The 24,221-nt window shown below is 33.0% G+C and carries 26 protein-coding genes, 1 other RNA gene and 1 pseudogene; 20 read left to right on the forward strand and 8 right to left on the reverse strand.

The genetic code is table 11. The annotated features are described in order from the left end of the window. The first annotated feature begins 32 nt into the window (after positions 1–32). The 7 genes from AB4865_RS06340 to AB4865_RS06370 all read left to right on the forward strand — a co-directional run bounded on the left by AB4865_RS06340 (position 33) and on the right by AB4865_RS06370 (position 6,604). Positions 33–491 (forward strand): TPM domain-containing protein, encoded by a 459-nt coding sequence (locus AB4865_RS06340; protein ID WP_372472443.1) that lies wholly within the window; start codon positions 33–35, stop codon positions 489–491. Between the two features lie 86 nt (positions 492–577). Then, the gene (locus AB4865_RS06345; RefSeq protein ID WP_372472444.1) at positions 578–1,381 is read left to right on the forward strand and encodes a YgcG family protein; all 804 of its coding nucleotides are present in this window, start codon (positions 578–580) and stop codon (positions 1,379–1,381) included. Positions 1,382–1,490: 109 nt separating this feature from the next. Beyond that, positions 1,491–2,369, forward strand: a complete 879-nt coding sequence (locus AB4865_RS06350) for an IS982 family transposase (RefSeq protein ID WP_372472445.1) — start codon at positions 1,491–1,493, stop codon at positions 2,367–2,369. 142 nt (positions 2,370–2,511) lie between these two features. Then, on the forward strand, positions 2,512–3,489 hold the full coding sequence (locus AB4865_RS06355) for a GNAT family N-acetyltransferase (protein WP_372472446.1): 978 nt from the start codon (positions 2,512–2,514) through the stop codon (positions 3,487–3,489). Then, on the forward strand, positions 3,486–4,586 hold the full coding sequence (locus tag AB4865_RS06360; protein ID WP_372472447.1) for a DegT/DnrJ/EryC1/StrS family aminotransferase: 1,101 nt from the start codon (positions 3,486–3,488) through the stop codon (positions 4,584–4,586). Before AB4865_RS06355 ends, AB4865_RS06360 begins: the two co-directional genes overlap by 4 nt. 205 nt (positions 4,587–4,791) lie before the next feature. Continuing rightward, the gene (locus AB4865_RS06365) at positions 4,792–6,228 is read left to right on the forward strand and encodes an oligosaccharide flippase family protein (RefSeq protein ID WP_372472448.1); all 1,437 of its coding nucleotides are present in this window, start codon (positions 4,792–4,794) and stop codon (positions 6,226–6,228) included. Continuing rightward, on the forward strand, positions 6,209–6,604 hold the full coding sequence (locus tag AB4865_RS06370; RefSeq protein ID WP_372472449.1) for an FdtA/QdtA family cupin domain-containing protein: 396 nt from the start codon (positions 6,209–6,211) through the stop codon (positions 6,602–6,604). Before AB4865_RS06365 ends, AB4865_RS06370 begins: the two co-directional genes overlap by 20 nt. Here the strand turns inward: AB4865_RS06370 and AB4865_RS06375 are convergent. After that, positions 6,596–7,735: a glycosyltransferase gene (locus AB4865_RS06375; protein ID WP_372472450.1), complete on the reverse strand. Its 1,140-nt coding sequence runs from the start codon at positions 7,733–7,735 to the stop codon at positions 6,596–6,598. The genes AB4865_RS06370 and AB4865_RS06375 overlap by 9 nt on opposite strands. A 37-nt stretch (positions 7,736–7,772) precedes the next feature. Between AB4865_RS06375 and AB4865_RS06380 the strand changes: the two genes are divergently transcribed. The 3 genes from AB4865_RS06380 to rluF are packed head-to-tail and all read left to right on the forward strand — an operon-like array spanning position 7,773 to position 9,761. Then, entirely contained in the window at positions 7,773–8,591 is an 819-nt protein-coding gene (locus AB4865_RS06380; RefSeq protein WP_372472451.1) for a glycosyltransferase family 2 protein, read from the forward strand. After that, positions 8,572–8,919, forward strand: coding sequence for a translation initiation factor (locus AB4865_RS06385; protein WP_372472452.1), 348 nt, complete (start codon positions 8,572–8,574; stop codon positions 8,917–8,919). The genes AB4865_RS06380 and AB4865_RS06385 overlap by 20 nt, the downstream gene beginning before the upstream one ends. Positions 8,920–8,936: 17 nt before the next feature. Then, positions 8,937–9,761, forward strand: a complete 825-nt coding sequence (gene rluF / locus AB4865_RS06390; RefSeq protein ID WP_372472453.1) for a 23S rRNA pseudouridine(2604) synthase RluF — start codon at positions 8,937–8,939, stop codon at positions 9,759–9,761. Here rluF and rnpB read toward each other — a convergent pair. After that, positions 9,751–10,065, reverse strand: an RNA gene (rnpB, locus tag AB4865_RS06395) — RNase P RNA component class A. The genes rluF and rnpB overlap by 11 nt on opposite strands. Before the next feature lie 133 nt (positions 10,066–10,198). On the opposite strand from rnpB, the gene AB4865_RS06400 reads away from it, so the two are divergent. The 5 genes and pseudogenes from AB4865_RS06400 (at position 10,199) to AB4865_RS06420 (ending at position 14,543) form a co-directional block, all read left to right on the forward strand. Further along, positions 10,199–10,426 carry a DUF6095 family protein gene (locus AB4865_RS06400; RefSeq protein ID WP_372472454.1) on the forward strand — a complete coding sequence of 76 codons (228 nt, stop codon included), beginning with the start codon at positions 10,199–10,201 and terminating at the stop codon, positions 10,424–10,426. A 59-nt stretch (positions 10,427–10,485) separates the two neighbouring features. Then, positions 10,486–10,854 (forward strand): DNA topoisomerase IV, encoded by a 369-nt coding sequence (locus tag AB4865_RS06405; RefSeq protein ID WP_372472455.1) that lies wholly within the window; start codon positions 10,486–10,488, stop codon positions 10,852–10,854. A gap of 14 nt (positions 10,855–10,868) precedes the next feature. Next, positions 10,869–11,678 carry a TerC family protein gene (locus AB4865_RS06410; protein WP_372472456.1) on the forward strand — a complete coding sequence of 270 codons (810 nt, stop codon included), beginning with the start codon at positions 10,869–10,871 and terminating at the stop codon, positions 11,676–11,678. 100 nt (positions 11,679–11,778) lie between these two features. Continuing rightward, complete coding sequence (gene rpsO / locus AB4865_RS06415; protein WP_372472457.1) at positions 11,779–12,048, forward strand: 30S ribosomal protein S15; 270 nt, start codon at positions 11,779–11,781, stop codon at positions 12,046–12,048. Positions 12,049–12,402: 354 nt separating this feature from the next. Beyond that, positions 12,403–14,543: pseudogene (locus AB4865_RS06420) on the forward strand (polyribonucleotide nucleotidyltransferase). Positions 14,544–14,577: 34 nt separating this feature from the next. Here the strand turns inward: AB4865_RS06420 and AB4865_RS06425 are convergent. From AB4865_RS06425 to AB4865_RS06435, 3 genes are read right to left on the reverse strand one after another with little or no spacing between them, the layout of a single operon-like run. Next, a complete protein-coding gene (locus AB4865_RS06425) occupies positions 14,578–15,291 on the reverse strand; it encodes an NDP-sugar synthase (protein ID WP_372472458.1) in 714 nt (237 codons plus the stop codon). A gap of 1 nt (position 15,292) precedes the next feature. Beyond that, the gene (locus AB4865_RS06430) at positions 15,293–15,694 is read right to left on the reverse strand and encodes an ATP-binding protein (RefSeq protein ID WP_372472459.1); all 402 of its coding nucleotides are present in this window, start codon (positions 15,692–15,694) and stop codon (positions 15,293–15,295) included. Positions 15,695–15,704: 10 nt separating this feature from the next. Then, positions 15,705–16,679: an aminoglycoside phosphotransferase family protein gene (locus tag AB4865_RS06435; protein ID WP_372472460.1), complete on the reverse strand. Its 975-nt coding sequence runs from the start codon at positions 16,677–16,679 to the stop codon at positions 15,705–15,707. Positions 16,680–16,814: 135 nt separating this feature from the next. Here AB4865_RS06435 and AB4865_RS06440 point away from each other — a divergent pair, with 135 nt between their 5' ends. The 4 genes from AB4865_RS06440 to yajC all read left to right on the forward strand — a co-directional run bounded on the left by AB4865_RS06440 (position 16,815) and on the right by yajC (position 19,706). Next, positions 16,815–17,915, forward strand: coding sequence for a Glu/Leu/Phe/Val dehydrogenase dimerization domain-containing protein (locus tag AB4865_RS06440; RefSeq protein WP_372472461.1), 1,101 nt, complete (start codon positions 16,815–16,817; stop codon positions 17,913–17,915). A 143-nt stretch (positions 17,916–18,058) separates the two neighbouring features. Beyond that, entirely contained in the window at positions 18,059–18,970 is a 912-nt protein-coding gene (gene nusB, locus AB4865_RS06445; RefSeq protein WP_372472462.1) for a transcription antitermination factor NusB, read from the forward strand. A 12-nt stretch (positions 18,971–18,982) separates the two neighbouring features. After that, a complete protein-coding gene (locus tag AB4865_RS06450) occupies positions 18,983–19,417 on the forward strand; it encodes a DUF1573 domain-containing protein (protein WP_372472463.1) in 435 nt (144 codons plus the stop codon). Positions 19,418–19,430: 13 nt separating this feature from the next. After that, the gene (yajC, locus tag AB4865_RS06455) at positions 19,431–19,706 is read left to right on the forward strand and encodes a preprotein translocase subunit YajC (RefSeq protein ID WP_372472464.1); all 276 of its coding nucleotides are present in this window, start codon (positions 19,431–19,433) and stop codon (positions 19,704–19,706) included. A gap of 32 nt (positions 19,707–19,738) precedes the next feature. Here yajC and AB4865_RS06460 read toward each other — a convergent pair whose 3' ends face one another. Next, a complete protein-coding gene (locus tag AB4865_RS06460) occupies positions 19,739–20,746 on the reverse strand; it encodes an arginase family protein (RefSeq protein ID WP_372472465.1) in 1,008 nt (335 codons plus the stop codon). An 87-nt stretch (positions 20,747–20,833) separates the two neighbouring features. Further along, positions 20,834–22,066, reverse strand: a complete 1,233-nt coding sequence (gene hutI / locus AB4865_RS06465) for an imidazolonepropionase (RefSeq protein WP_372472466.1) — start codon at positions 22,064–22,066, stop codon at positions 20,834–20,836. Positions 22,067–22,351: 285 nt separating this feature from the next. Here hutI and AB4865_RS06470 point away from each other — a divergent pair, with 285 nt between their 5' ends. Next, a complete protein-coding gene (locus AB4865_RS06470; RefSeq protein ID WP_372472467.1) occupies positions 22,352–23,485 on the forward strand; it encodes a Fic family protein in 1,134 nt (377 codons plus the stop codon). A gap of 24 nt (positions 23,486–23,509) precedes the next feature. Here the strand turns inward: AB4865_RS06470 and AB4865_RS06475 are convergent, their stop codons facing one another. Beyond that, on the reverse strand, positions 23,510–24,220 hold the full coding sequence (locus AB4865_RS06475) for a TIGR00730 family Rossman fold protein (RefSeq protein ID WP_372472468.1): 711 nt from the start codon (positions 24,218–24,220) through the stop codon (positions 23,510–23,512). Position 24,221 lies beyond the last annotated feature (1 nt).

The raw sequence follows: 24,221 nt of genomic DNA on the forward strand, positions 1-24,221 counted from the left end.
AAATAAAATCTGCGTGTAACAAAAATACAATCATGCCGCATACAAATAACTTTTTAACACACGAGGAAGAACAGCAAGTGGTTCAGGCAATTATTCAAGCCGAAAAAAACACTACTGGCGAAATTCGCGTACATATTGAAAATCATTCTAATAGCAAATTGATGGAAAGAGCTTGGGAAGTTTTTCACTTGTTGGAAATGCAAAAAACAAACGCCAGAAATGGTGTTTTGTTTTATGTAGGTACTATCGATCATCGTTTTGCAATCGTTGGAGATGAAGGAATCAACCGAGTTGTTCCCGATGATTTTTGGGAATGTACCAAAGATGTGGTGATTTCCAATTTTAAGAATAAAAACTATTGCCAAGGATTGGTAGAAGGTGTGTTGAGAGCAGGTGAACAATTGAAAAAATATTTTCCAGCGGACGAATCGACATCAATTGACGAATTGTCTAATGAAATATCTAAAGGAGTTTTGGGTGTTTCAAGTTGATTTTTGTTTTAGGATTTGAAACCTAAAACTTGAAACTTTGAACCTGAAATGCCAAAGGCAACAAATTCAAACCTTATTTTTTATTTATGAAAAAACTGCTACACTATATTTTTCCATTACTGTTGCTTTTTCAAGTAGGAATATCTTATGCACAATTTGAAATACCGCCCAAACCACAAGGTATTGAGCAAACCAGTGTATATGACTATGCAAATTTGTTGTGTTTAGAAGATAAAAAAGCCTTAGAGCAAAAACTCATCAATTATGCAGATAGTACTTCTAATCAGATTGTAATAGCCATTATTCCATCATTGAAAGGAGAATACGAGGGAACATTGGCACCTAGTTGGGCTCACAAATGGGGCATTGGTCAGAAAGGAAAAGACAATGGTGTTTTTATACTTTTGGCAGAGCAAGAACGCAAATTGTGGATTGCTCCTGGATATGGTTTAGAACACTTATTGACTGCGGGAGTCAATGGGCAAATTATTAGAAATGAAATCATTCCTTATTTCAAACAAGGAGATTACTACGGAGGATTGGACAATGGGACTGATCAATTGATTGCTTTGTTTTCGGGTCAATATATAGTAGAAGAGGGTTCAGATGAAGGAGCTAATGCAGGGTTGATTACCTTACTATTGATGATAGGTGTCATAGCGTTATTGGTTTATTGGTCAAATAAACAAAACAAAAAGAAAATTAAAAAATACAAAGACGCCGGTTTAAGCATGGAAGATATTATGATAATTCTTTCACGAGCAGGAAGAAATAATAAATCTGGTGGTTGGAAAGGCGGAGGCTTTGGCGGCGGTGGATTCGGTGGCGGATTTTCAGGAGGTTTCGGAGGAGGCGGATTCTCTGGAGGTGGAGCAGGAGGAAGTTGGTAAATAGTAAAAAATAATGTAAAAATACCTGTTGTGCATTATGAAATAAAATAAAAAAAGTTGTTCATTTAACTGAAATTCAGTATATTTAGTTCGCTAAAACAAATAAAAAATGAACAACTTAGAGCAAATATACGAAAGAATTTTAGAAGTTTTAGAAGATTTTTTTCCTCATCAACTTTTACCTTATCAAAGGAGAAAGCCAAAAATGAGTGATTTAGAATTGGTGAGTTTAAATTTAACAGCAGAATATTTAAGTATTGATAGTGAATTACAACTCTTTAGAAAAATACCTAATTCTTTGAAAAACAAAATAGAAAGAAGTGTTTATAACAAAAGAAAACGAAATCTTTTTTATTATATAAATCAGATTAGGGAAAAACTTGCAATGTGTTTTAATAGAGAGGAGAGTTATTTTGTAATTGATAGTATGCCTTTGAAAATATGTGAAAATGCTAGAGCAATGAGAAGTAAAATTTGTAGAGACGAAAGTTTTTCATATCCTGATTATGGTTTTTGTGCTAGTCAGAAGTTACATTATTTTGGATATAAATTACACATAATCTGTTCAATAGAAGGTATTGTACAAAGTTTAGATATGACTCCAGCATCTGTTCACGATGTTCATTATTTAAAAGATGTTAGTTCTCAAATTCAAAATTGCGTTTTGATTGGTGATAGAGGTTATATATCGTCACAATATCAATTAGATTTGTTTAACACTGCTACTATTCAGTTAGATACACCTAAAAGAATAAATCAAAAAGATTACAAACCTCAATTTTATTTATTCAAAAAGAAGAGAAAAAGAATCGAAACTCTATTTTCTCAACTTTGTGATCAATTTATGATTAAAAGGAATTATGCTAAATCATTCAACGGTTTTAAAACACGAATTATCAGTAAAATAACTGCTTTAACCTTAATTCAATACATTAACAAATTTGTATTAAAAAAGGAAATAAATAAAATTAAAGCAAGTATAATTTAAAATGCACAACGGGTGTAAAAATGTCTGGAAATTTATATTTCAGACATTTTTTATGTGCAAAATAAAATAAAAGTAAAACCTTTCTATCTGTAGCAATTGTCAACCTAATTTTTCTTTTATCTTTGCAGAAAGAACTTATAGTATGTCATCAATAAAAATTGTAAAATATTCCTTAAAAGATTATCATCTCTGGAACAACTTTGTAGCCCAAGCAAAAAACGCTACATTTTTGTTTCATAGAGATTATATGGAATACCATAAGGATAGATTTGAGGATTTTTCGTTGATGATTTTTGAAAAAGAGGAATTGATTGCGTTGCTTCCTGCTCATATTTCTGGGGATAAAATATTCTCTCACAACGGATTGACCTACGGAGGATTGATTTGTCAGTCAAAATTACGAACAACAGATTTTGTTGAAATTTTTTATCATTTGATGAAATTTTTACACGAAAATGCTATTTCTCAATGGTTTTGGAAGGAAATTCCGAATTTTTATACCACAAATGGCAATGATGAATTGAAGTATTTGACATTTGTAACCGAAGCAAAATTGTATCGCAGAGATTTGTGTTCGGTAATTGATTTAAAACAAAAAATCCCTACCACTCACGGACTGAATTGGAAAGTCAATAAGGCGAAAAAAGCAGGAGCAATCATTGAAAAAAGTACCAATTTTTCTTTTTTTTGGAATGAAATTTTATCGGTGGAATTGTTAGAAAAATACGGAGTAAAACCTGTGCATTCTTTGGAAGAAATTCAATTTTTACACGATAAATTCCCAGAAAACATTCATTTATATACAGTCAAATTGAATGATGAAATTGTAGCAGGAACGGTTTTGTATATTGATAAAAAAACGGTTCATTGTCAGTATATTTCCGTGAAAAAAGAATATAGAAATTTGAGAATTTTAGATTTTTTATTTCATCATTTGATTTTTGAGAAATTTTCAAATTTTGATTATTTTGATTTTGGAATTTCCAACGAAGAAAACGGAAAAAAACTCAACAAAGGACTGATGGAGTTTAAAGAAAATTTTGGAGCTCGTTCGGTTTCTCAGGATTTTTATCAATTGGAAACAAAAAAATATTCATTAATTGAATCTTTGTATTTATGATTCCATACCTCAATTTAAAGAAAATAAATCAACCTTATGAAGAGCAAATTTTGGAGAAAACCAAAGAATTTGTTCAGTCGGGACATTATATTTTGGGCGAACAATTGGATTTGTTTGAACGCAATTTTTCGGAGTATTGTGGCGTTCCGCATACGGTGGGCGTTGGCAACGGCCTAGATGCTTTAACACTGATTTTCAAGGCATATATACAATTAGGAAAATTGAAAACAGGCGATGAAATTATCGTTCCTGCCAATACTTATATTGCGAGTATTTTGGCGATTATCAACGCTGGTTTGAAACCTAAACTGATTGATACCAACTTGAAAACCTATAACTTAGATATTTTTTCAGTGCAAAACGCCATTGAACCTGGGAAAACCAAGGCGATTTTGATGGTGCATTTATACGGACAAATCAACGATGCCAAAGAATTGCGACAATTAGCAGAGGATTTCAATTTATTGTTGATAGAAGATGCTGCTCAGGCTCACGGTGCTATGCAAGACGGCAAACGAGCAGGTGCTATCGGACACGCCGCTGGGTTTAGTTTTTACCCTGGGAAAAATTTGGGTTGTTTGGGCGATGGTGGTGCCATAACTACCCACGACACGCAATTGGCAAATTGCATACGAGCGATGAGAAATTATGGTTCGGAAATGAAATATTACCATATTTACAAAGGTTGCAACTCTCGTTTAGACGAATGGCAAGCCGCAATTTTGAACCTCAAATTACAAGATTTGGATTTTGACAATGACAAACGAAGAGCGATTGCTTTAAGATATTTAACTGAAATTCAAAATAATAAAGTTGAATTACCTACTTGGGACGAATCTAAAAATCATGTGTTTCATATTTTTGTGGTTAGGGTAAAAAACCGAACGGCTTTTCAAGAGCATTTGTTGAGCAAAGGGGTTCAAACATTGATACACTATCCGATTGCACCTCATTTACAAAGCAGTATGACAGAATTTGAAGATTTGCAACTGCCTATTTCTGAGCAAATTCACCGTGAAGTAGTAAGCATTCCGTGTCATCAAATGCTTTCGTTTGAAGAAGTAAGTCAAGTGATTAAGGCGGTGAATAGTTATTAGGCTATAAGCATCCCACATTTGGTGGGACAGGGGAGGCAGGAAGCTATTTCTCACCACAGTTTGACAAACCATAAATAGAGCGTTGAAGTGGTTTGTCAAACTACAAGATAACCATTACATTCTATGTTTTCTTTAAAAAATGAAGCATCTTTGTTTCTAAGTTGTGAAAAATCTATGTGTCTATGTGGTAATATAATCTGAAAAAATGTCAAACTCAAAAAGTATATTAAAAAACACAGCGATTTTTGGAAGTGTGAAATTCATTTCCTTGGTAATTGGTCTTGTTAGAACCAAGTTGGCGGCTGTGCTTTTGGGTACGCAAGGTGTGGGATTTTTTGGTTTGATTGCCGCTACTATAGAACTCATCATCGGAATTTTTAACGCAGGTATTCCGACCAGTATGGTGAAATATCTCTCGGTTTCCACTGATGAAGATTTACCAAAAAAATTCTACATTGCTCGGAAAATCACCTTAGGTTTAGCCATTTTAGGATTGCTATTTTGCTTTATTTTTGCCGAAAAACTCAGTGATTTCACCTTTGGAACCAATGATTTTCGTTGGGCATTTCAATTACTTTCAATAGCCGTTTTTACAAGAATATTACTCATCGCTTTCAACAGTTACTTACAATCCAGAATTTATTTAAAAACACTTGCCAACGCTGCAATTGTCGGAAATATTTTAGGGATTTTTTGCACCATTCCGCTGTATTATTTTTTCAGAATAGACGGTGTGGTTTACAACATTGTAGCTATTGCTTTGATTGATATTTTGGTAATTTACATTGCTTTTAGAAAAATAAAACAACCTGTAAAAAAAGTTAGTCATCAAGAGTTTTCACAGGATTCAAAAAATATTTTAACCGAGAGTTTTTACTATAGTTTTGCAGGTATTTTGGCGGTATTATCAGCTTATATTGTACAAATTTACATCCGTAAAAGTGGTGACTTAGACGAATTGGGATTGTTTGTTACAGGAAATACGATTATCAATCAGTATGTAGCCATTGTATTTATGTCAATGAGTTATGATTATTTTCCGAGAATTTCCAAAGCTGCCAAAGACATCGTTCAACTCAATAAAGAGGTCAATCAGCAGTTGAAAATAGGATTGATAGTACTATTTCCTATATTATTGTGGCTATTGTTGTTGTGTGATTGGGTTGTACGACTTTTATTTAGTAAAGATTTTTTAGGGAGTGTTTCTTATGTAGAATTTGCCATTTTGGGAGTATTTTTTAAAATGATTTCGTGGATTTTAGCCTACACCTTAATTGCTAAATCTCAGAAAAAAATATTTGTAATAAACGAATTTATTTTTACTGTTTTATATATTGGTATTCATTTATATGGATTTCAAAATAATCAAATTACGGGGTTGGGAATAGCATATAGTGTGTATTTTTTCTTGTATTTGTTGGCTATATTTTTCATTTGCAAGTACAAAACAAAAGTGGAGATGAATAGTCAAAACTTCAAAATATCGGTTTTGTTTTCGTTTTTGATACTATTTTCAATAATTATTAAAATATTTGTAACAAATCCTATCGCAGTGAATGTATTGTTGGGGATTTTGACTATTTTTGCAAGTATATGGTCATTACGACAAATTGTAAACATTTATGCAATCAAAAATCATTAAACTACCAAAAATAGAAGACCCAAGAGGTAATCTTTCTGTGATAGAGAAAGACATTATTCCATTTGCCATCAAGCGAACATATTTTTTATACGATGTACCAAGTGGTGGTTCGAGAGGAGGTCATGCACATAAGGAACAAGAAAGCCTGATTGTAGCAGTGGCAGGTAGTTTTGATGTTGTTTTAAATGACGGAAAGCAAAGAAAAGTTTTCACACTCAACAGACCTTATGAAGGATTATATGTAGCCAAAGGCACTTGGCGAGAATTGGAAAATTTTTCTTCAGGAGCCGTGAGTTTGGTGGTTTCCTCTGGTGAATATGATGAAGAGGATTATATCAGGGATTTTGAGGAGTTTTTATCTACCTATTCAAAGTGACCATGCTTCTAAATATTTTGTTGCAATTTGAATGTAATGATGTTCCTTTTCAATGAATTTTCTAGTATTTTTGCCAATAATTTCTATTTTTTTAGGGTTATTTATCAAAAAATCCAATTTTGAGACAATATCTTCTACATTGGGTAACGCATTGATAGCAACATTATTTTCTTCCAAATTGAAATACTGTAACCAGTCTTTTTCAGCACCAGTAAAAACCACTTTTCCTTGAGCCATTGCCGTAAGAGCGTTATATCCTTGGTCATGTGCAAAAATTTGGTCAAGGACAATGTGGCTCTTGTTTATAATTTTTACATATTCTTTGTAAGGAACATTTTCAGAAATGATTATTTCTACTTTGTCTGAATATTTTTCTTTGATGATTTTTAAGGCTTGTTCAAAATACACTATCCCTTTTTTGTAATATGAAAACCGATTGATTCCTAATAAGATTACGATTTTGTCAGTAACTTTATTTTCATTGAAAACTATTTTATCACAATTGATAGGATTGGGAATAAAATGCGTTTTGAAACCCATTTTTTTCATAGGAATTTCGTAATCAAAATCCGAAGTAATGATAGAATTACAATGATTTTTCAAAAAATCAAATACTTTTTTGTAGGATTTTTGAGTATATTTCAAAGGATAGCTGAAATGAATTTTCAATGATTCATCTTCCAACATCGGTGTAAGAATATTGTAAAAATTTTTGTTTTTTAAATAAAAATCCACGATAGGTACTTCATCTCCGCATACCAATAGATTTAGGTTTTTCGTTTTTTTGAGTAATTGTTTGTAAAACCATTGATTTATAAAAGGATACGATTCTATTGCATTGGAATTGATGAGTTGGATACAATCAAATTGCTTTTGTTTTTGTATGAAAAAAAAGAATCTTAGAGCTTTTTCAGATTTTTCTAAGTTTAAAATTTTGATTTTTCGTAAAAATCTAAATAATATATTTCCTATTTTTGATTCTGTAAAAGAGGCATGAATTGAATGGTCGGTTGATAAATTTTTAAAAGAATCACCTGTGGAAACCAGAGTAACCTCGTGTCCCAAAGCGATTAATCCTTCTTTTAACGAATTGTGAAGATTGCTATATTCTCCCACCAACAATACTTTCATGATTTTTTATTGTATTTTTGCACAAAAATAAGGTTTTATGTCACAATTTTCTGCAAATGATTTAGAAATTTTAATTTCAACTGAAAATAGAAACAATTTGGAATTTCTTTTCAAAATGTTCCCTAATGATTTGTGGAAAAATATTTCTATTTTGATTGTAAATCAAACAAAAAAAGAGAATTTGGTTTCTCAATTTCAAAATGTTAGAGTAATTAATTCATCTGAAAAAGGATTGTCTAAAAGCAGAAATTTAGCTCTGAAAAATGCTCAAGGAAAATTATTGCTAATTGCCGATGATGATCTGGTATATCATGATGATTTTGTGGTAAATATTGTAACGGGATTTAATGAATTAGTAACTGATTTTGTGTGTTTTCAATATGTTGAAAATGGCAAAATTATCAAAAAGTACCCGCAGAAATCGCAAAAGAAATTATCTATAATACAACTTTTACATATTATTTCATTTGAAATTGCTTTTAAAAAAGATGTTTTAGATAAAAATCAAATCTATTTTGACAAAAGATTTGGTATCAATGCACCTTTTTTTATGGGAGAAGAAAATACATTTTTGTTGGATTATTACAAAAAAGGTTGTTCGTTTGGATTTTATCCTAAAATAATTGTTTCTCACAATCAACCAACAACCAACGATAAATTGTCTGAGAATCAAAGATATTTTAGTGCGGGAGCATTTTTTTATAGAAATTTTCCTAGAAATAATTTTTATTGGATATTCAGTAAATTGTTTTTTGATTTGAAGCAAGGTAAAATCAAATGGAAAAATGTTATTAAACTATACAAACAAGCAATAAAAGGAAAAAATCAATTAAAAAATGAAAAAAAAAATAAATAGATTAGAAGATTTAGGTGGATTTGTGTTTTCTACCAACGAAGATTTTGAATTTGATAATTCAGAAGAAATAGAAACTTTGGCTCCTGAAGATCAAAGATTAGAAGCTCATCTTGATAAGAAAAATAGAGGAGGAAAAATCGCAACAATCATCAAAGGTTTTGAAGGTAAAGAGGATGATTTGAAACAACTCGCAAAAGACCTTAAAACATTGTGTGGAGTAGGGGGAAGTGCCAAAGATGGTGAAATCATCATTCAAGGAAATTTCCGAGATAAAATTATGGAATATCTTCTAAAAAAATCCTATAAAGTAAAAAGAGTTGGGGCGTAATGAATAATGAGAATACTATGAATACAGAAGGAATTCGTATCAATAAATTTTTGACCGAAATTGGTTATTGTTCTCGTCGAGAAGCCGATCGATTGTTGGAACAAGGGAGAATTACTTTGAATGGAGTTGTTCCTGAATTAGGTACCAAAGTTCAACTCGATGATGTAGTTGCAGTAGATGGAACGATTGTTCGAGCGAAAAATGAAGAGGCAAAAGTCTATTTGATGGTCAATAAACCTGTGGGAATTGAGTGTACTACCAATCCAGAGGTAAAACACAATATTGTAGATTTTGTGAATTACCCTAAACGTATTTTTCCAATCGGAAGGTTGGACAAAGATTCGGAAGGATTGATATTGATGACCAACGACGGTGATATTGTCAATAAAATACTCAGAGCGAGAAACAATCACGAAAAGGAATATATTGTAAAAGTGGATAAACCTATTACAGACCGTTTTATCACTCGTATGGGAAATGGTGTACCGATTCTCGATACAATCACCAAAAAATGTAAGGTAGAACGCATTACGAAAGATACGTTTAGAATCTATTTGACACAGGGATTGAACCGTCAGATTCGTAGAATGTGCGAATATTTTGGTTATACCGTAGTAGCTTTGAAACGAACACGAATCATCAATATTACTTTGGATATTCCATTGGGAATGCATAGGTTACTTACGGATGCAGAGATGAAAGAACTCAATCGATTGATTAGTGATAGTACCAAAACAGAAGAAGGAAGTTTGCCAAAAGTAGAGCGAAAACCCAAAAATGAAACACAATCAATGGAAAAAAGAGATTTCGCAAAAACTTTTCTAAGAATAAAAAGAAAGTAAACCTGTAAGCCGGGTTCTGTAAAAAAGAGGTAGGGTTACCTCTTTTTTTCTTATCATTTATCTAGACTAACAGTTGCCCGTAAGTTCTATCTGCCTACCCTCCAACGTCGAACGAGCAGCTCTCAAGCGTTGGTTTACATAGCATTTCACCAAATAGAGTTTACCTGATTTCACTACAGCCGAACTGTACATTCTTTCTGTTGCACTTGTCCTCATCTTTCGACGGACGGGCGTTACCCGCTATTTTGCTCTGTGGTGCCCAGACTTTCCTCTGAATAAATCCAGCGATAAGACGGTTTACTTTCAGCCTGCAAATGTAGGAGTTTTTTTGTGAAAAAATAATACATATTTTTCTATTTTAAAAGTTTTCTTTACTATTGAAAATTATTTAACAATTTTTCTGTTACATTTGCATCAAAATTTCAATAGTTTAAACCATGAGCTCCACTACAAATAAATTAAAAATTACCAAAGGATTACGCACAGTAGCCATTGGAATTTTATGTATGTTTATAGGACCAATAGTATTAAATTCGGCATTTAAAAACGAACAACATCCTCTGTATTATCCTGTGATGATTATTGCAATAGGAATATGTTTAACGGCTATGTGGTTGTTTTTTAAAGGAATAAAAACTATGGTCAGTGGATTGTTTAATGAATAGGGACTGGTGGATAGTGAATGGATTTAGCTTTTTGTCTAAAAAAATAAACAGATAAAGAAATGAAATATTTAGGATTAACAATTATCATGTTTTCTATGGTTTCGTGTTTTCAACCACAGAGAAATTGTAAAGATTATGAAACCGGAATTTTTGTGTTTGAACAAGAAATTGATGGCAAAAAACATCAAACGGTTTTTACTCGTACTGAAGAATATCAGATAGAAACTTATCAAGGAAAAACAGACACGGCAAAAGTGCGTTGGATCAATGATTGTGAATTTGTCTTAGAGCGAATCAATCCCAAAAATCGCACAGAAGAAAAGCCAATTCACATAAAAATTTTAACTACAGATGAAAACAGCTATACCTTTGAATACAATCTTGTTGGAAACAATCAAAAACAAAGAGGTGTAGCCAAAAAACAATAAATTTTTACTAAAAAATGGAACTATTATTTAGCACCGATGCAATTATTGCATTTTTGACCTTGACATTTTTAGAAATTGTATTAGGTATTGACAATGTGATTTTTATCTCTATTGTTACAGGAAAATTACCCGAAGAAAAACGAAAAAAAGCTACTCAAATAGGGTTGTTTTTGGCTATGTTTTTACGCATAGCTTTGTTGTTTGCCATTACATGGCTTACTAAAATGAAAGCTGCTTTGTTTAGCATTGATTGGGGATGGTTTCAAGCACAAATTAACGGTCAAGCATTGATTTTATTAGGAGGAGGAATTTTCTTGATATATAAATCTACTAAGGAAATACACGAAAAAGTAAATCACATTGAACATGGGGAAATTAACAAGGAACAAGTAGTGAAAAAATCCATTTCCTTTTCATCAGTTATTACTCAAATATTGATGATTGATTTGATTTTTTCTGTGGACAGTATTCTTACCGCAGTTGGGATGACCAACGGATTGTATCCAGCAGAAGCAGAGTTGTTGGGACAAAGACCAGAGTTGTTTATCATGGTTGCAGGAGTAATTGTATCAGTAGGAGTAATGTTGATGTTTGCTGTACCTGTAGGAAAATTTGTCAATCGCAATCCATCGATCCAGATTTTAGCATTGTCTTTCTTGATTTTGATCGGATTTATGCTCACTACAGAGGCGATGCATTTATCTCACGCCTTGTTGTTTGATCAAGAAATAGGGGCAGTACCGAAAGGATATTTGTATTTTGCTATTGCGTTTTCATTGGCTGTAGAGTTTTTGAATATGCGTATGCGAAAAAAATCAGTATAATATTCAAACAATAAATTGTTTCATAAGAAAATATGTGTATCTTTGCACTCGAATTTTTCAATTCAAACATTACATAATAATCATTTTAAACAATATTGGCATGTATTTAACTAAAGAAATCAAAGAAGAAATCTTCGCAAAACACGGTGGAGATGCAAAAAACACAGGTTCTACAGAAGGACAAATCGCATTATTCACTTTTAGAATCTCTCACCTTACTGAGCACTTGAAAAAAAATCGTCACGATTACAACACAGAGCGTTCATTGGTATTGTTGGTAGGTAAAAGAAGAAGACTTTTAGATTACTTAAAGAAAAAAGATATTAACAAATATCGTGAATTGATCAAAGAATTGAATATTAGAAAATAATCAATTTTACAACACAAAGAGGCTGTCCAATTCTTTTTGGACACCTCTTTTTTTGTCCTGAAAATTTTCAAAAAGATAAAATTTTGTTATCTCTCGCAGATTACACAGATTTTTTGTAGTCGTTAAAAAATCAACTAAATATCGATTAAACCATCGGTTTAAAGCAGATTTTTTTTTGATATATAAAAAAAATCGGCGGAAATCAAAATTAGGTATTGATATATAAATATATCTATTCAAATCAGCGTGAAACATATTATTTTTTTTAAGATAAGGACTGAAAAGTTTTTTATTGGGTTTACTACAAAACAACAACAACACACACTTTCATTATTCATTTAAAAACACAAAAAAATGATTCCAAAAGTAACCCAAGAAACAATTTCATTAGGAGACGGAAGAAGTATCCTAATCGAAACAGGAAAATTGGCTAAACAAGCCGACGGATCAGTAGTAGTACGTATGGGAGATTGTATGCTATTGGCAACTGCTGTATCTGCAAAAACTGCAAATCCAGGGGTGGATTTTTTACCTTTGACGGTAGATTATCGTGAAAAATTTGCTGCCGCTGGTAGATTCCCAGGTGGATTCTTCAAAAGAGAAGCAAGACCAAGCGACCAAGAGGTATTGACCATGCGTTTGGTAGATCGTTGTTTGCGTCCTTTATTTCCAGATGATTATCACGCCGAAACTCAAATCATGATTCAATTGATGTCTCATGACGAAAATGTAATGCCTGATGCTTTGGCAGGATTGGCAGCATCTGCTGCATTGGCTGTTTCGGATATTCCTTTCTACAACTTGATTTCTGAAGTTCGAGTAGGTCGTGTAAACGGTGAGTTGATTATCAACCCTACAAAAGCTCAATTGGAAGAGTCTGACATCGATATGATGATTGGTGCTTCTAAAGATTCGGTTTGTATGGTAGAGGGAGAGATGAAAGAAATCTCTGAAAAAGAAATGGTGGACGCTATCAAATTTGCTCATAATGCCATCATCGAACAAATCGAAGCTCAAGAGCGTTTGAGAGCTCAATTAAACCTTGAGTACAGAACTTACGAGCCAGAGGAAAACGATGACGAATTGAAATCTAAAGTTCACGCATTTGCTTATGATAAAATGTATGCAATCGCTTCAGAAGCTAGTGCAAAAAGCGAACGAAGTGAGAAATTTGCACTAATCAAAGAAGAATTTTTAGCTCAATATTTAGAAGAAGAATTGACCGACGAATTGACGGTTTTGATTGACAAATACATTTCAAAAACTCAAAAAGAAGCCGTAAGAAATTTGATTCTCGACCAAGGATTGCGTTTGGATGGTAGAAAAACGACAGAAATCCGTCCTATTTGGAGCGAAATCGATTATTTGCCATCAACTCACGGTTCGTCTATCTTTACAAGAGGGGAAACTCAAGCATTGGCTACAGTAACTTTGGGAACTTCGAGAGAGGCAAATGTTATCGACCTGCCAAGCGAACAAGGTGAGGAAAGATTTTACTTGCACTACAACTTCCCTCCATTCTCTACAGGTGAAGCAAAACCTTTGAGAGGAACTTCGAGAAGAGAAGTAGGACATGGAAACTTCGCCAAAGAGCATTGAAAAATATGATTCCAGCAAATTGTCCATATACAATTCGTTTGGTATCAGAAGTATTAGAATCAAACGGTTCGTCTTCTATGGCAACAGTATGTGCAGGTACTTTGGCATTGATGGATGCAGGTATCCAAATCGAAAAACCAGTTTCTGGTATTGCCATGGGATTGATTTCTGATGCAAAAACTGGTAGATGGGCGGTATTGTCTGACATTTTGGGAGACGAAGACCACTTGGGAGACATGGATTTTAAAGTTACAGGTACAAAAGATGGTATTACGGCTTGTCAGATGGACATCAAAATCGAAGGATTGGCTTACGAAATTATGGAGCAAGCGTTGAAACAAGCTCACGAAGGTCGTATGCACATTTTAGGAAAAATCACTGAAACAATCGATACTCCTAAGGCAACTGTAAAAGCTCACGCACCTAAAATCATTAAAATTCAAATTCCTAAAGATTTCATCGGAGCAGTTATCGGACCGGCTGGAAAGAATATTCAAGCATTACAGCAAGATACTGAAACTACGATTGTTATCACAGAAGAAGGAGATTTTGGAAACATCGAAATCTTGGGTACAAACCAAGACGGTATGGACAAAGCAATTGCTGCTATCCAAGCACAAACATTTACTCCAGTAGAAGGCGAAGTTTACAAAGTAAAAGTAACGCGTATGTTGGAATTTGGTGCAGTAGTAGAATTTGTACCAGGAAAAGATTCGTTGTTGCATGTATCTGAATTTGATTGGAAACGTATCGAAAATCCTTCGGATGTATTGAAAGAAGGAGACGAATTGGAAGTAAAATATATGGGATTAGACCCTAAAACAAAGAAACCAAAAGTTTCGAGAAAAGCTTTATTACCTCGTCCTCCAAAACCAGAAGGAAAAGATAAAAAGTAATAGAAAAAGCCCATCGTAATGATGGGCCTTTTTATTATATGAAAAATGTTTCTGCTACTTTAATATTTTCTGGTTTTCCTACGTCAATCAATTGTGCTTTGTGGAGAAAACCGTGAATATTTTTACTTTTCATTTGGTTTAAATATTCCTCGATGATTGAAAATTTTCCTTTATGAGTAAAGTTTTTTATAAATTCTGTACGAATACAATGAATACCACTAAACGCATATTCCGACAAATTTTCTGATTTATTTCCTAAAATTATTTCTCCTGTTGAAAGATTTTTCCATCCGTTTAATTGGAAATTTTCATCAAACAACAACTTACGCGAACTATCCCTATCAGAAATAGCCATCGTTGCATAATGATCATTTTTTATATGTGCGTCAATCAATTCCATAATATTTAAATTTGTCAAAATATCGGCATTTATTATCAAAAGATGTTCGTCGTTTTCGAACATGTGTAACGCATAAAGCAACGCACCACCGGTTTCTAACAATTCTGCTCTTTCATCAGAAACTTGAATATTTACACCAAAATTTTGATTTTCGGTTAAAAAATCGATGATTTGCTCACCAAAATGGTGAATGTTTATAATAAAATCCTTGATTCCAAAAGATTTTAAATAATGGATATTTCGCTCCAAAAGAGTTTTTCCATTGACTTGAGCCAACGCCTTTGGATGTGAATATGTAAAAGGTTTTAGTCGTGTACCTTTTCCTGCTGCGAATATAAATGCTTTCATATCAATTCAACTGCGGTTGTTCGTCGTGAGTAACATTTACCGTAATATTTGGGTATTTTTTACGCAAAATTTTAGCAATGGTTTCAGCCGAATACACCGAGCGATGTTGTCCGCCTGTACACCCAAAATTGATTTGTAGATTTTCAAATCCTCTTGAGATGTAATCGTCAATGGTAATAGTTACAACTTGCAAAACACCTTCAAGAAATTTTGCAATTTTGGTTTGTGTTTCCAAAAAGTCAATAACCGCTTGATCTTTGCCAGTCAAAGACTTGTATTCTTTAAATCTACCTGGGTTTAAAATTCCACGGCAATCAAAACAAAAGCCACCGCCGTTACCTGTTGCATCTGCTGGATACCCTTTTTTTTTGTACGAAAAACTGTGAATGTCTATTTGTAACATACTCTTTATTTTATTTCAACTTTTCAATAATCGTTTTCAACTCCGTAAACCTTTCCATTTCCTTCCATTCTTGAATGGTTTGTTGTAAATTTTCTATTCCTTGCGGAATACTTTGTATAAAATGTTCTTTTCTCTGAATCAATCCCCGAAAACCATAGGCTCCTAGCACTTGTAAATTTCGCATCAATCGCAAGGGTAAAATAGAATCACGCAATTGTTTTTGAACATTTATATCTTGGTGCAATTGAATGTAAGATTCCAACATTTTTGCTTTAAATACTTCCGAAAAATTGGCTTTTGCCTGATTCAAAAACGAAATGACATCGTACATCAATGGACCTTGCATGGCACTTTGATAATCGATAAAATACACCTCTTCATTATTGACCATAATGTTTCTCGATTGAAAATCTCTCAACATCAATCCTTTGGGAGAAATATTTTCGATGAGTTGAACAATTTCGTGAAATTCTTCAATCAATTTTTGTTTGTTGTAACTGATTTCCAATACATCTACAAACATAAATTTGAAATAAAACAAATCGTGCAAAATAGGAATGTGATTGTAAGCTCGGTATTCAAATGTGCGTGAAAAATCAATTTTGCCTTGAGTTTTAGACTGTAAATCAATGAGTTTAAATAGAGTTTTTTCAACTAAATATTCAACATTAGAATCTTTTTCGCTGATTAATTGAGAAAGCGTTTTTTCCCCTAAATATTCTTGAATATAACTTTTTTTATCCTCCGAAATTTTAAAAATTTTTGGTGTATTGAGTTTTAAATTTGAAAAAACATCTGAAAAATAGAAAAAACTTTCATTTTCAGATACATTTTCATTTTCAGTCAAAACATATTTTTGACCATTTGCCTTAAAAATAAAATTTCTTCGTTCCGACCCACTGGCAGGTAACTCTACAAAATCTTCGATAGGTTGATTTTTTAAAAAACTTTTAATAAATGTTTGGTTTGAATGCACAATTGACATTTTTTATAACGAATGTAAAGATAAAAAAGTATTAAATAAAAAGATAATAAAAACGGATAAATTATTTCGTTAAAATAAATATTTTCACTAATTTTGAAATCAAATTAAAATAAACTTTTTTATTAAAATAAAAATATGACAGTAAATAGTTATTCTCCAGAAGAATTGAAAAAAGTAGATCCAGTTTTTGGACAAATTTCTTTCGACGGACATGAGCAAATCGTATTTTGCCATTGTAAAGACTCAGGATTAAAAGCAATCATTGGTATTCATAACACAGTATTAGGTCCAGCATTGGGCGGAACGCGTATGTGGAATTATACTTCAGAATGGGAAGCATTGAACGATGTTTTGCGTTTGTCAAGAGGTATGACCTATAAATCTGCTATTTCTGGTTTGGATTTAGGAGGTGGTAAAGCGGTAATCATCGGAGATTCTAAAAAAGATAAAACGCCAGAATTAATCAAAGCATTTGCTCACTATGTACACTCTTTGAGCGGAAGATATATCACTGCTGAGGATGTAGGTACTACTACACCAGATATGGATTTGATCCATACCATCACTCCGCATGTAACGGGTATTTCTGAAAGCCTTGGAGGTTCTGGAAATCCATCACCTGTAACGGCTTATGGTGTATTTGTAGGTTTGAAAGCGGCTGCAAAATTCCAATTTGGTACAGATGATTTGGCAGGAAAGAAAATCTTTGTTCAAGGAGTAGGAAATGTAGGTGAAACTTTGGTAAAACACTTGTCAGAAGCAGGTGCAGACATCACAATTACAGATATTACAAGAGAAAGAGTAGAAGAAATCGCTAAAAAATACAATACAAAAATCTACGAAGGAAACGATTTGTATGCTGAAGAAATGGACATATACGCTCCTTGTGCTTTGGGTGCTACTGTAAATACAGAAACTATCCAAAAATTGAAAGCAAAAGTAATCGCAGGTGCTGCAAACAACCAGTTGGCTCAAGAGCAAATCCACGGAAAAATGTTGCAAGAAAAGGGAATTGTTTACGCTCCAGATTTCTTGATCAACGCAGGTGGTATCATCAATGTATTTGGAGAAATTGCAAAATACGACGCTCAAGAGGCATTGAGACGCACTGAAAATATCTACAACACTACTTTGGATATTTTAAATAGAGCTAAAGAACATAACATTACTACGCATCAAGCAGCTATGGCAATGGCTGAAGAGCGTATCGAAAGAAAGAAAAACGAGCAAAAATAATTATTGCTTCATTTGTTTTTTTCATATATTTGCAAACGATAATCCAAATGGGTTATCGTTTGTTTTTTTATATTTAAATATTATTCACACTACATTAAGTTCTTAGTCCTATGCTAAACAGAAGACACATCAGAGTAAAGGTCATGCAAAATCTTTACGCGATTAAAAAATTAAACACTGACGCCATCGATGTACAAGAAAAATTCTTGGTACAAAGTATGGAAAATACTAAAAAATTGTATCTCTTGATGCTTTCTGCATTGATAGAAATTCAAAAGAAAGAATTGGAATACTTGGAAGTATCTTCTCAAAAGCATTTGGCTACTCCTGAAGAAAAAAATCCAAATAAAAAATTTGTCAATAACGCTGTTTTACAAATACTTGTAAACTCTGATTCTTTGAATAATAATATTGAAGAAAACGGAATTGATGCATTTAAAATTCACGAAAACTATATTACGTATTTGAGAAAACAAATCAAAAATTCGGATTTGTACAAACATTATATGCGAAATAATAAAAATGATTTTTCTGAAGATCAGGATTTTATTATCAATTTATACAAAGAAATCATTGCTCCTGACGAGAAAATTTATGAGTTTTTGGAAGATAGTAAGTTAACTTGGATCGATGACATTCCTATTGTAAACACTGCCATCGTAAAACAATTGGCTATTTTGAAACACGACAAAGATTATTTCAAAGTTGCCAAAGTGTTTAAAGATGATGAAGACAAAGATTTTGGAAGACAATTGTTTAAAAAGACAATTTTGAATTATCCAGAGTTGAAAGCCTTGTATTTTACCAAAACCAATAACTGGGATATCGACCGCGTTGCAGAAATGGATCATATTTTAATGACTATGGCGATGTGTGAAATTACAAAATTTCCGTCTATACCTGTAAAAGTAACAATTAACGAATATTTAGAGATTGCTAAAGAATATTCTACACCAAAGAGTAGTATCTTTATCAATGGTATTTTGGATTCTACAGCCAATGAGTTGAGAGAACAAAATGCTTTTCAAAAAATAGGAAGAGGTTTAATGGAATAAAATAAAAAATAAATGAAAAAAATAGTAATTTTAGTTTTGGCTTTGGCATCGTTTACTGCTTGTAAAAAAACAGAAGATGCATCTAAAAAAGTAAATGAAATTACAGTAGATGAAAATGCTACTGTTTCATCAGAAGATTTACCTATAATTGAGTACGATACGGATACTCACGATTTTGGAGATTTGAAAAAAGGAGACAAAGCAACGCATGAATTTAAAATTAGCAATACAGGAAAAAGTGATTTGGTAATCATTAATGCAAGTGCGAGTTGTGGATGTACGGTTCCAGAAAAACCAACAGAACCTATCAAACCAGGGGAGTCTGCATCTATGAAAGTAGAGTTTTCGGCTACGGCAGCTGGTGTTCAAAGTAAAACGGTTAGTGTGGTGTCAAATGCATCAAACTCTATGACACAGCTGACAGTAAAAGCAAATGTAACAGAATAATAAATAGATAAAAATGGAAAACATTCAACAATTTTTACCGATTCTTTTGATATTTGGTGTGATGTATTTTTTGATGATTCGCCCACAACAAAAGAGAATAAAAAAAGAAAAAGAATTTGAATCTTCATTAAAAGTAGGGGATAAGGTAATTACAAAGGCAGGTATTCACGGTCGCATTTCAGAAATCGGAGCTGATGAAACTGTAATTTTAGAAACTATGGCAGGAAAACTAAAAATGGAAAAAGCTGCAATTTCTTTAGAAATGTCTCAAAAAGTACAGAAAGTATAAAACAAAAACGCCCATTTGGGCGTTTTTTTTTATTATTTTCTTGCTTTTATAAAATCCGTTATCAAATAAGCGATGAGTTTACCTACTGTACTTGGCTGAGTGCTATCTAGACTTGGAGCTCCTTCGCAAAGGTGCAAATAACTCGCCTTGTCGTGGCCACCCATGGTGTGTACAAATTGTCGTGCTTGTTTGCTGTGATAACCTGAAGGGGTTACTGCACTACTGGCAACGCTCTCGATTGCATCTAAGTCTAACTCAATACCAAACGGTTTATTTTTGATAAATTGTTTTGCTAATAAAAGTTGTTCGTTGAACTTCTTTTCACTTCGTATTTCCATCGCTTCGTACGAAACATATTGCAAACGGTCGCTGTTTTCTTTTAGTGTTTTGAAAATATTTTTTGATGTATAATTTTCGTGTAAACCAAAGATGAAATAGCGGTCTAAAAATCCCTCTTCAAACGCATAAGAAAATCCATTACCACTGTGTCTGCCTTCCAAGGCTCTAAAATCTGTGTGAGCATCGAAATTGACAGCGTTTACTGATTGATTTTTTGCCAAAGACAAACCTTTGATATGTCCGTAAGCATTGTTGTGTCCACCTCCAATGATGATGGGAATTTTTCCTGCTTTGATGATTTGTGTATTGAGAAAGGTAATCTGCTTGTCGATTAAGCTCACTTTTTTTCGCAATTTGTCGATGTTGTCGTTTTCGGCTTGTTGTTGTAATTCTGAAAAATCAAATGTCCCCAATATACTCACCCACGAACCTTTGCAAAGTACGTTGTGCTGTATGTTGAGTAAATTTTTTATGGCAACATCAAAAGCGGTTTCCGTACCAGTGCGACCCAAATTTGCCGCTACTCCGATACTTTCTTTGATGGCATATACCACAAACAGTGCAGAGGTTTCTTTCAAAAAAGCCTCTAACGATTGTTCGGTGGGTTTTAGTTTTACTTTTTCACCAAATTTGGTTTCACCCTCGCGTTTTGATACAATCGATTCAAGGTGATTATCGTTGAAATATATGAAATTTTCCATTTTTTAGTAGTTAGTGATAATATAATTTTCAAATCATAAATGATTTCTCCTTTCGTCGAAATGAAAAATTTTCAAATCTCCAAATTTTCAAATTGACACCCCATTCAAATACACTTGTTCTATTGGATTGCTTCCAAAATTGTATGGAATTGCATAAAACGAGTGCAATGGTTTGGTAATGATAAACGAAGCTTTTTTTCCTCTAGTGATACTGCCGTATTCTTTTTCCAATTCCAAGGCAAAAGCGGCATTGTAGGTTGCTGCATTAATGGCTTCCTCTGGCGTCATTTTCATTTTTATACAAGCAGTGGCTACTACAAAATTCATATTACCACTTGGTGTAGTACCTGGGTTGTAGTCCGAAGCCAAAACCAAAGGCAAATTGGCATCTAACAATTTACGAGCTGGTGTGTAAGGTATTGAAATAAAATACGAACAAGTAGGCAATGCTACAGGAATGGTGTTTCCTTTTTGCAAAGCTTGAATATCTTCGTCTGTTACCACTTCTAAATGATCAACTGATAGGACATTGTGCTTTACACACATTTCAATACCGCCAATAGCTGTGAATTGGTTCAAGTGAATTTTACTTTTCAAGCCGTGATTATGTGCAGCAATGATGAGTTTTTCGGTTTCTTCTACCGTAAAATATCCGGTTTCCAAAAACGCATCAAAGTATTCAGCCAAACCTTCTTTGGCAACTACAGGAATCATTTCGTTGCAGATATAATCTACAAAACCTGCTTGGTTGTTTTTGTATTCAACAGGCAGGGCGTGAGCACCCAAAAATGTAGCTTTTACTGCTACTGAATAATTTTTCTTTAGTTGAGCAATCACACGCATCATTTTCATTTCACTTTCCAAATCCAATCCATAGCCCGATTTGATTTCGATAACTCCTGTCCCTTGAATTATCAACTCTTCTAATCGAGCCGAAGCATCACGGTACAATTCTTCTTCAGAAGTAGTGCGTAATTTGGCAACAGAATTTAAAATTCCACCACCACGGTTGTAGATTTCCTCGTAAGATAAACCGTTGATTCTGTCCACAAATTCCTGTTCGCGGTTCCCTGCATATACAATATGTGTATGGCTATCAATCCAAGTAGGAAGTATCATTTTACCTGTAATATCTACGCATTGGTCGTAATCAGTTGGGCAATTTTCCATACTACCATAATCTATTATTATATCGTCTTTAATCAATAAAAAAGCATTTTTTATCGTAGGCAATTCTTTCATTTGATTACCTTTTAATATTTCGGTAGTATGTTCTCTAACTTGAATGAGTTCTTTGATGTTTTTAAAAAGTGTTGTCATTTTGTTATTTTTTCTCGTGCTGATTTCACAGACTTTTTCTGAAATGATTTTTAAGAATACTGTACTTAAAAACGATTAAACCTACGGTTTAAAGCAGATTACTTCAGATTTTGTTTTTTTGATAAATCAAAAAAAAATCCTCGAAAATCAAATCAATCAATTCCGAATCTTTAGTTACTAATGCCACAAAAATATAAAAATCTCTGAAATAGAAAAGTGATACCACTAATATTTTTGCAACTTGAGCCGATTATTTTGCGTAATCGGATCAAAATTTTCGTATTTTTGAGCCGATTAATCATTTTAATTGGCTCACGAATGTATAATTGGCAGTTTAAAGATTGGGGAAATTTTTCGTATAATGAAAGTGTTATCGACCCATATTTGACAGATATTTTATTGAATTTAGGGGAAATCAACGGGCTTTCATCCAATCTTCCTTTTGATATTCAGCAAGAGACTTTAATGAATATTATGATTTCCGAGGCTCAAAAAACTTCTGAAATTGAAGGAGAATTTTTCAGTCGTGAAGATATTTTTTCTTCATTAAAAAAACACATGGGATTTTCTGAAAATCAACTTATAATCAAGGATAAAAAAGCTCAAAATATTGCGAAATTGACCTTAGATGTCCGTAAAAATTTCGCCGAACCTTTGTCGGAAGATTTGGTAAAAAAATGGCATTTTATCTTAATGGAAAATTCATCGTATGTACAAGCTGGTGAATATAGAACAAGTGATGAACAAATGCAGATTGTATCTGGTAAATGGGGAAATGAAACGGTTCATTTTATCGCTCCGCCATCTCATCAAGTGCCGATTGAAATGAAAAATTTTATCAATTGGTATCAAAATTTTAAAACTTCACCAAAAGATGTAAAACAAATTTTGATAAAAACATCCATTGCCCATTTGTATTTTGAAAGTATTCACCCATTTGAAGATGGAAACGGTAGAATTGGTAGAGCTATTATTGAGAAATGTATGTTTGAATGTTTTCAAAATCCATTGTTTATCAGTATTTCAACAGCAATTGAAAACAACAAAAAAGCCTATTACACTCATTTGAAAAAGGCATCGAAAACTTTGGAAATTACCGAATGGATAGTGTTTTTTGTAGAATTGTTTCTCTCGGCACAAAATCATGCTAAAAGCACCATTCAATTGGTGTTGAATAAATCGTCGTTTTTGGACAAACACGCTCTAAATCTTAACGAACGACAATTGAAAGTGGTATTGAAAATGTTTGATTTGGGTTGGCGAAATTTTGAAGGTGGTATGTCTGCCAAAAAATATATGTCTATCACCAAAACTTCAAAAGCTACGGCAACTCGTGATTTGCAAGATATGGTAGCTAAAGGTGTTTTGCAAATGAATGGAAGTGGTAGAAGTATCAGATATTTCCTTGCTGTTGAATAATTTACCAACAGCAAGGATTTTTTTTTAAAAATTCGGACTCAAATTGTATTTTTTGTAAAATGTATCAATGATTTCTACAACTTCATCAGCTGAATCTACGATTTTTATCAAATTCATATCTTCGGGCGAAATCATAGTATATTCATCTCTCAATGTGGTTTTTATCCAATCAATCAATCCGCTCCAAAAGCTACTTCCTACCAAAATAATAGGAAATTTTCCAATCTTTTTGGTCTGAATCAGTGTGATTGCTTCAAATAATTCGTCGAGCGTTCCAAATCCGCCAGGCATCACAACAAAACCTTGCGAATATTTTACAAACATTACTTTTCGCACAAAGAAATAGTCAAATTGTAAATTTTTATCTCTGTCTATATACGGATTGTGATTTTTCTCAAAAGGCAAATCAATATTCAATCCTACAGATGCTCCTTGCCCAATATGAGCTCCTTTATTTGCAGCTTCCATAATCCCTGGACCTCCACCAGAAATAATTCCATAACCTGCTTTTGAAATTTTGAAAGCAATTTCCTCTGTGAGTTTGTAATAGGGATTGTCTGGTTGAACTCTCGCTGATCCAAAAATCGAAACACACGGGCCAATTCGACCCATTTTTTCGTACCCATTGACAAATTCGCTCATGATTTTAAAAATCGCCCACGAGTCGTTGCTTTTTATTTCGTTCCAACTTTTTTGTACAAAACTCTCTTTGATTAAATCTTCTTCGTTTATCATA

It is taken from the genome of Capnocytophaga sp. ARDL2 (genome assembly GCF_041530365.1).
GTDB lineage: Bacteria > Bacteroidota > Bacteroidia > Flavobacteriales > Flavobacteriaceae > Flavobacterium.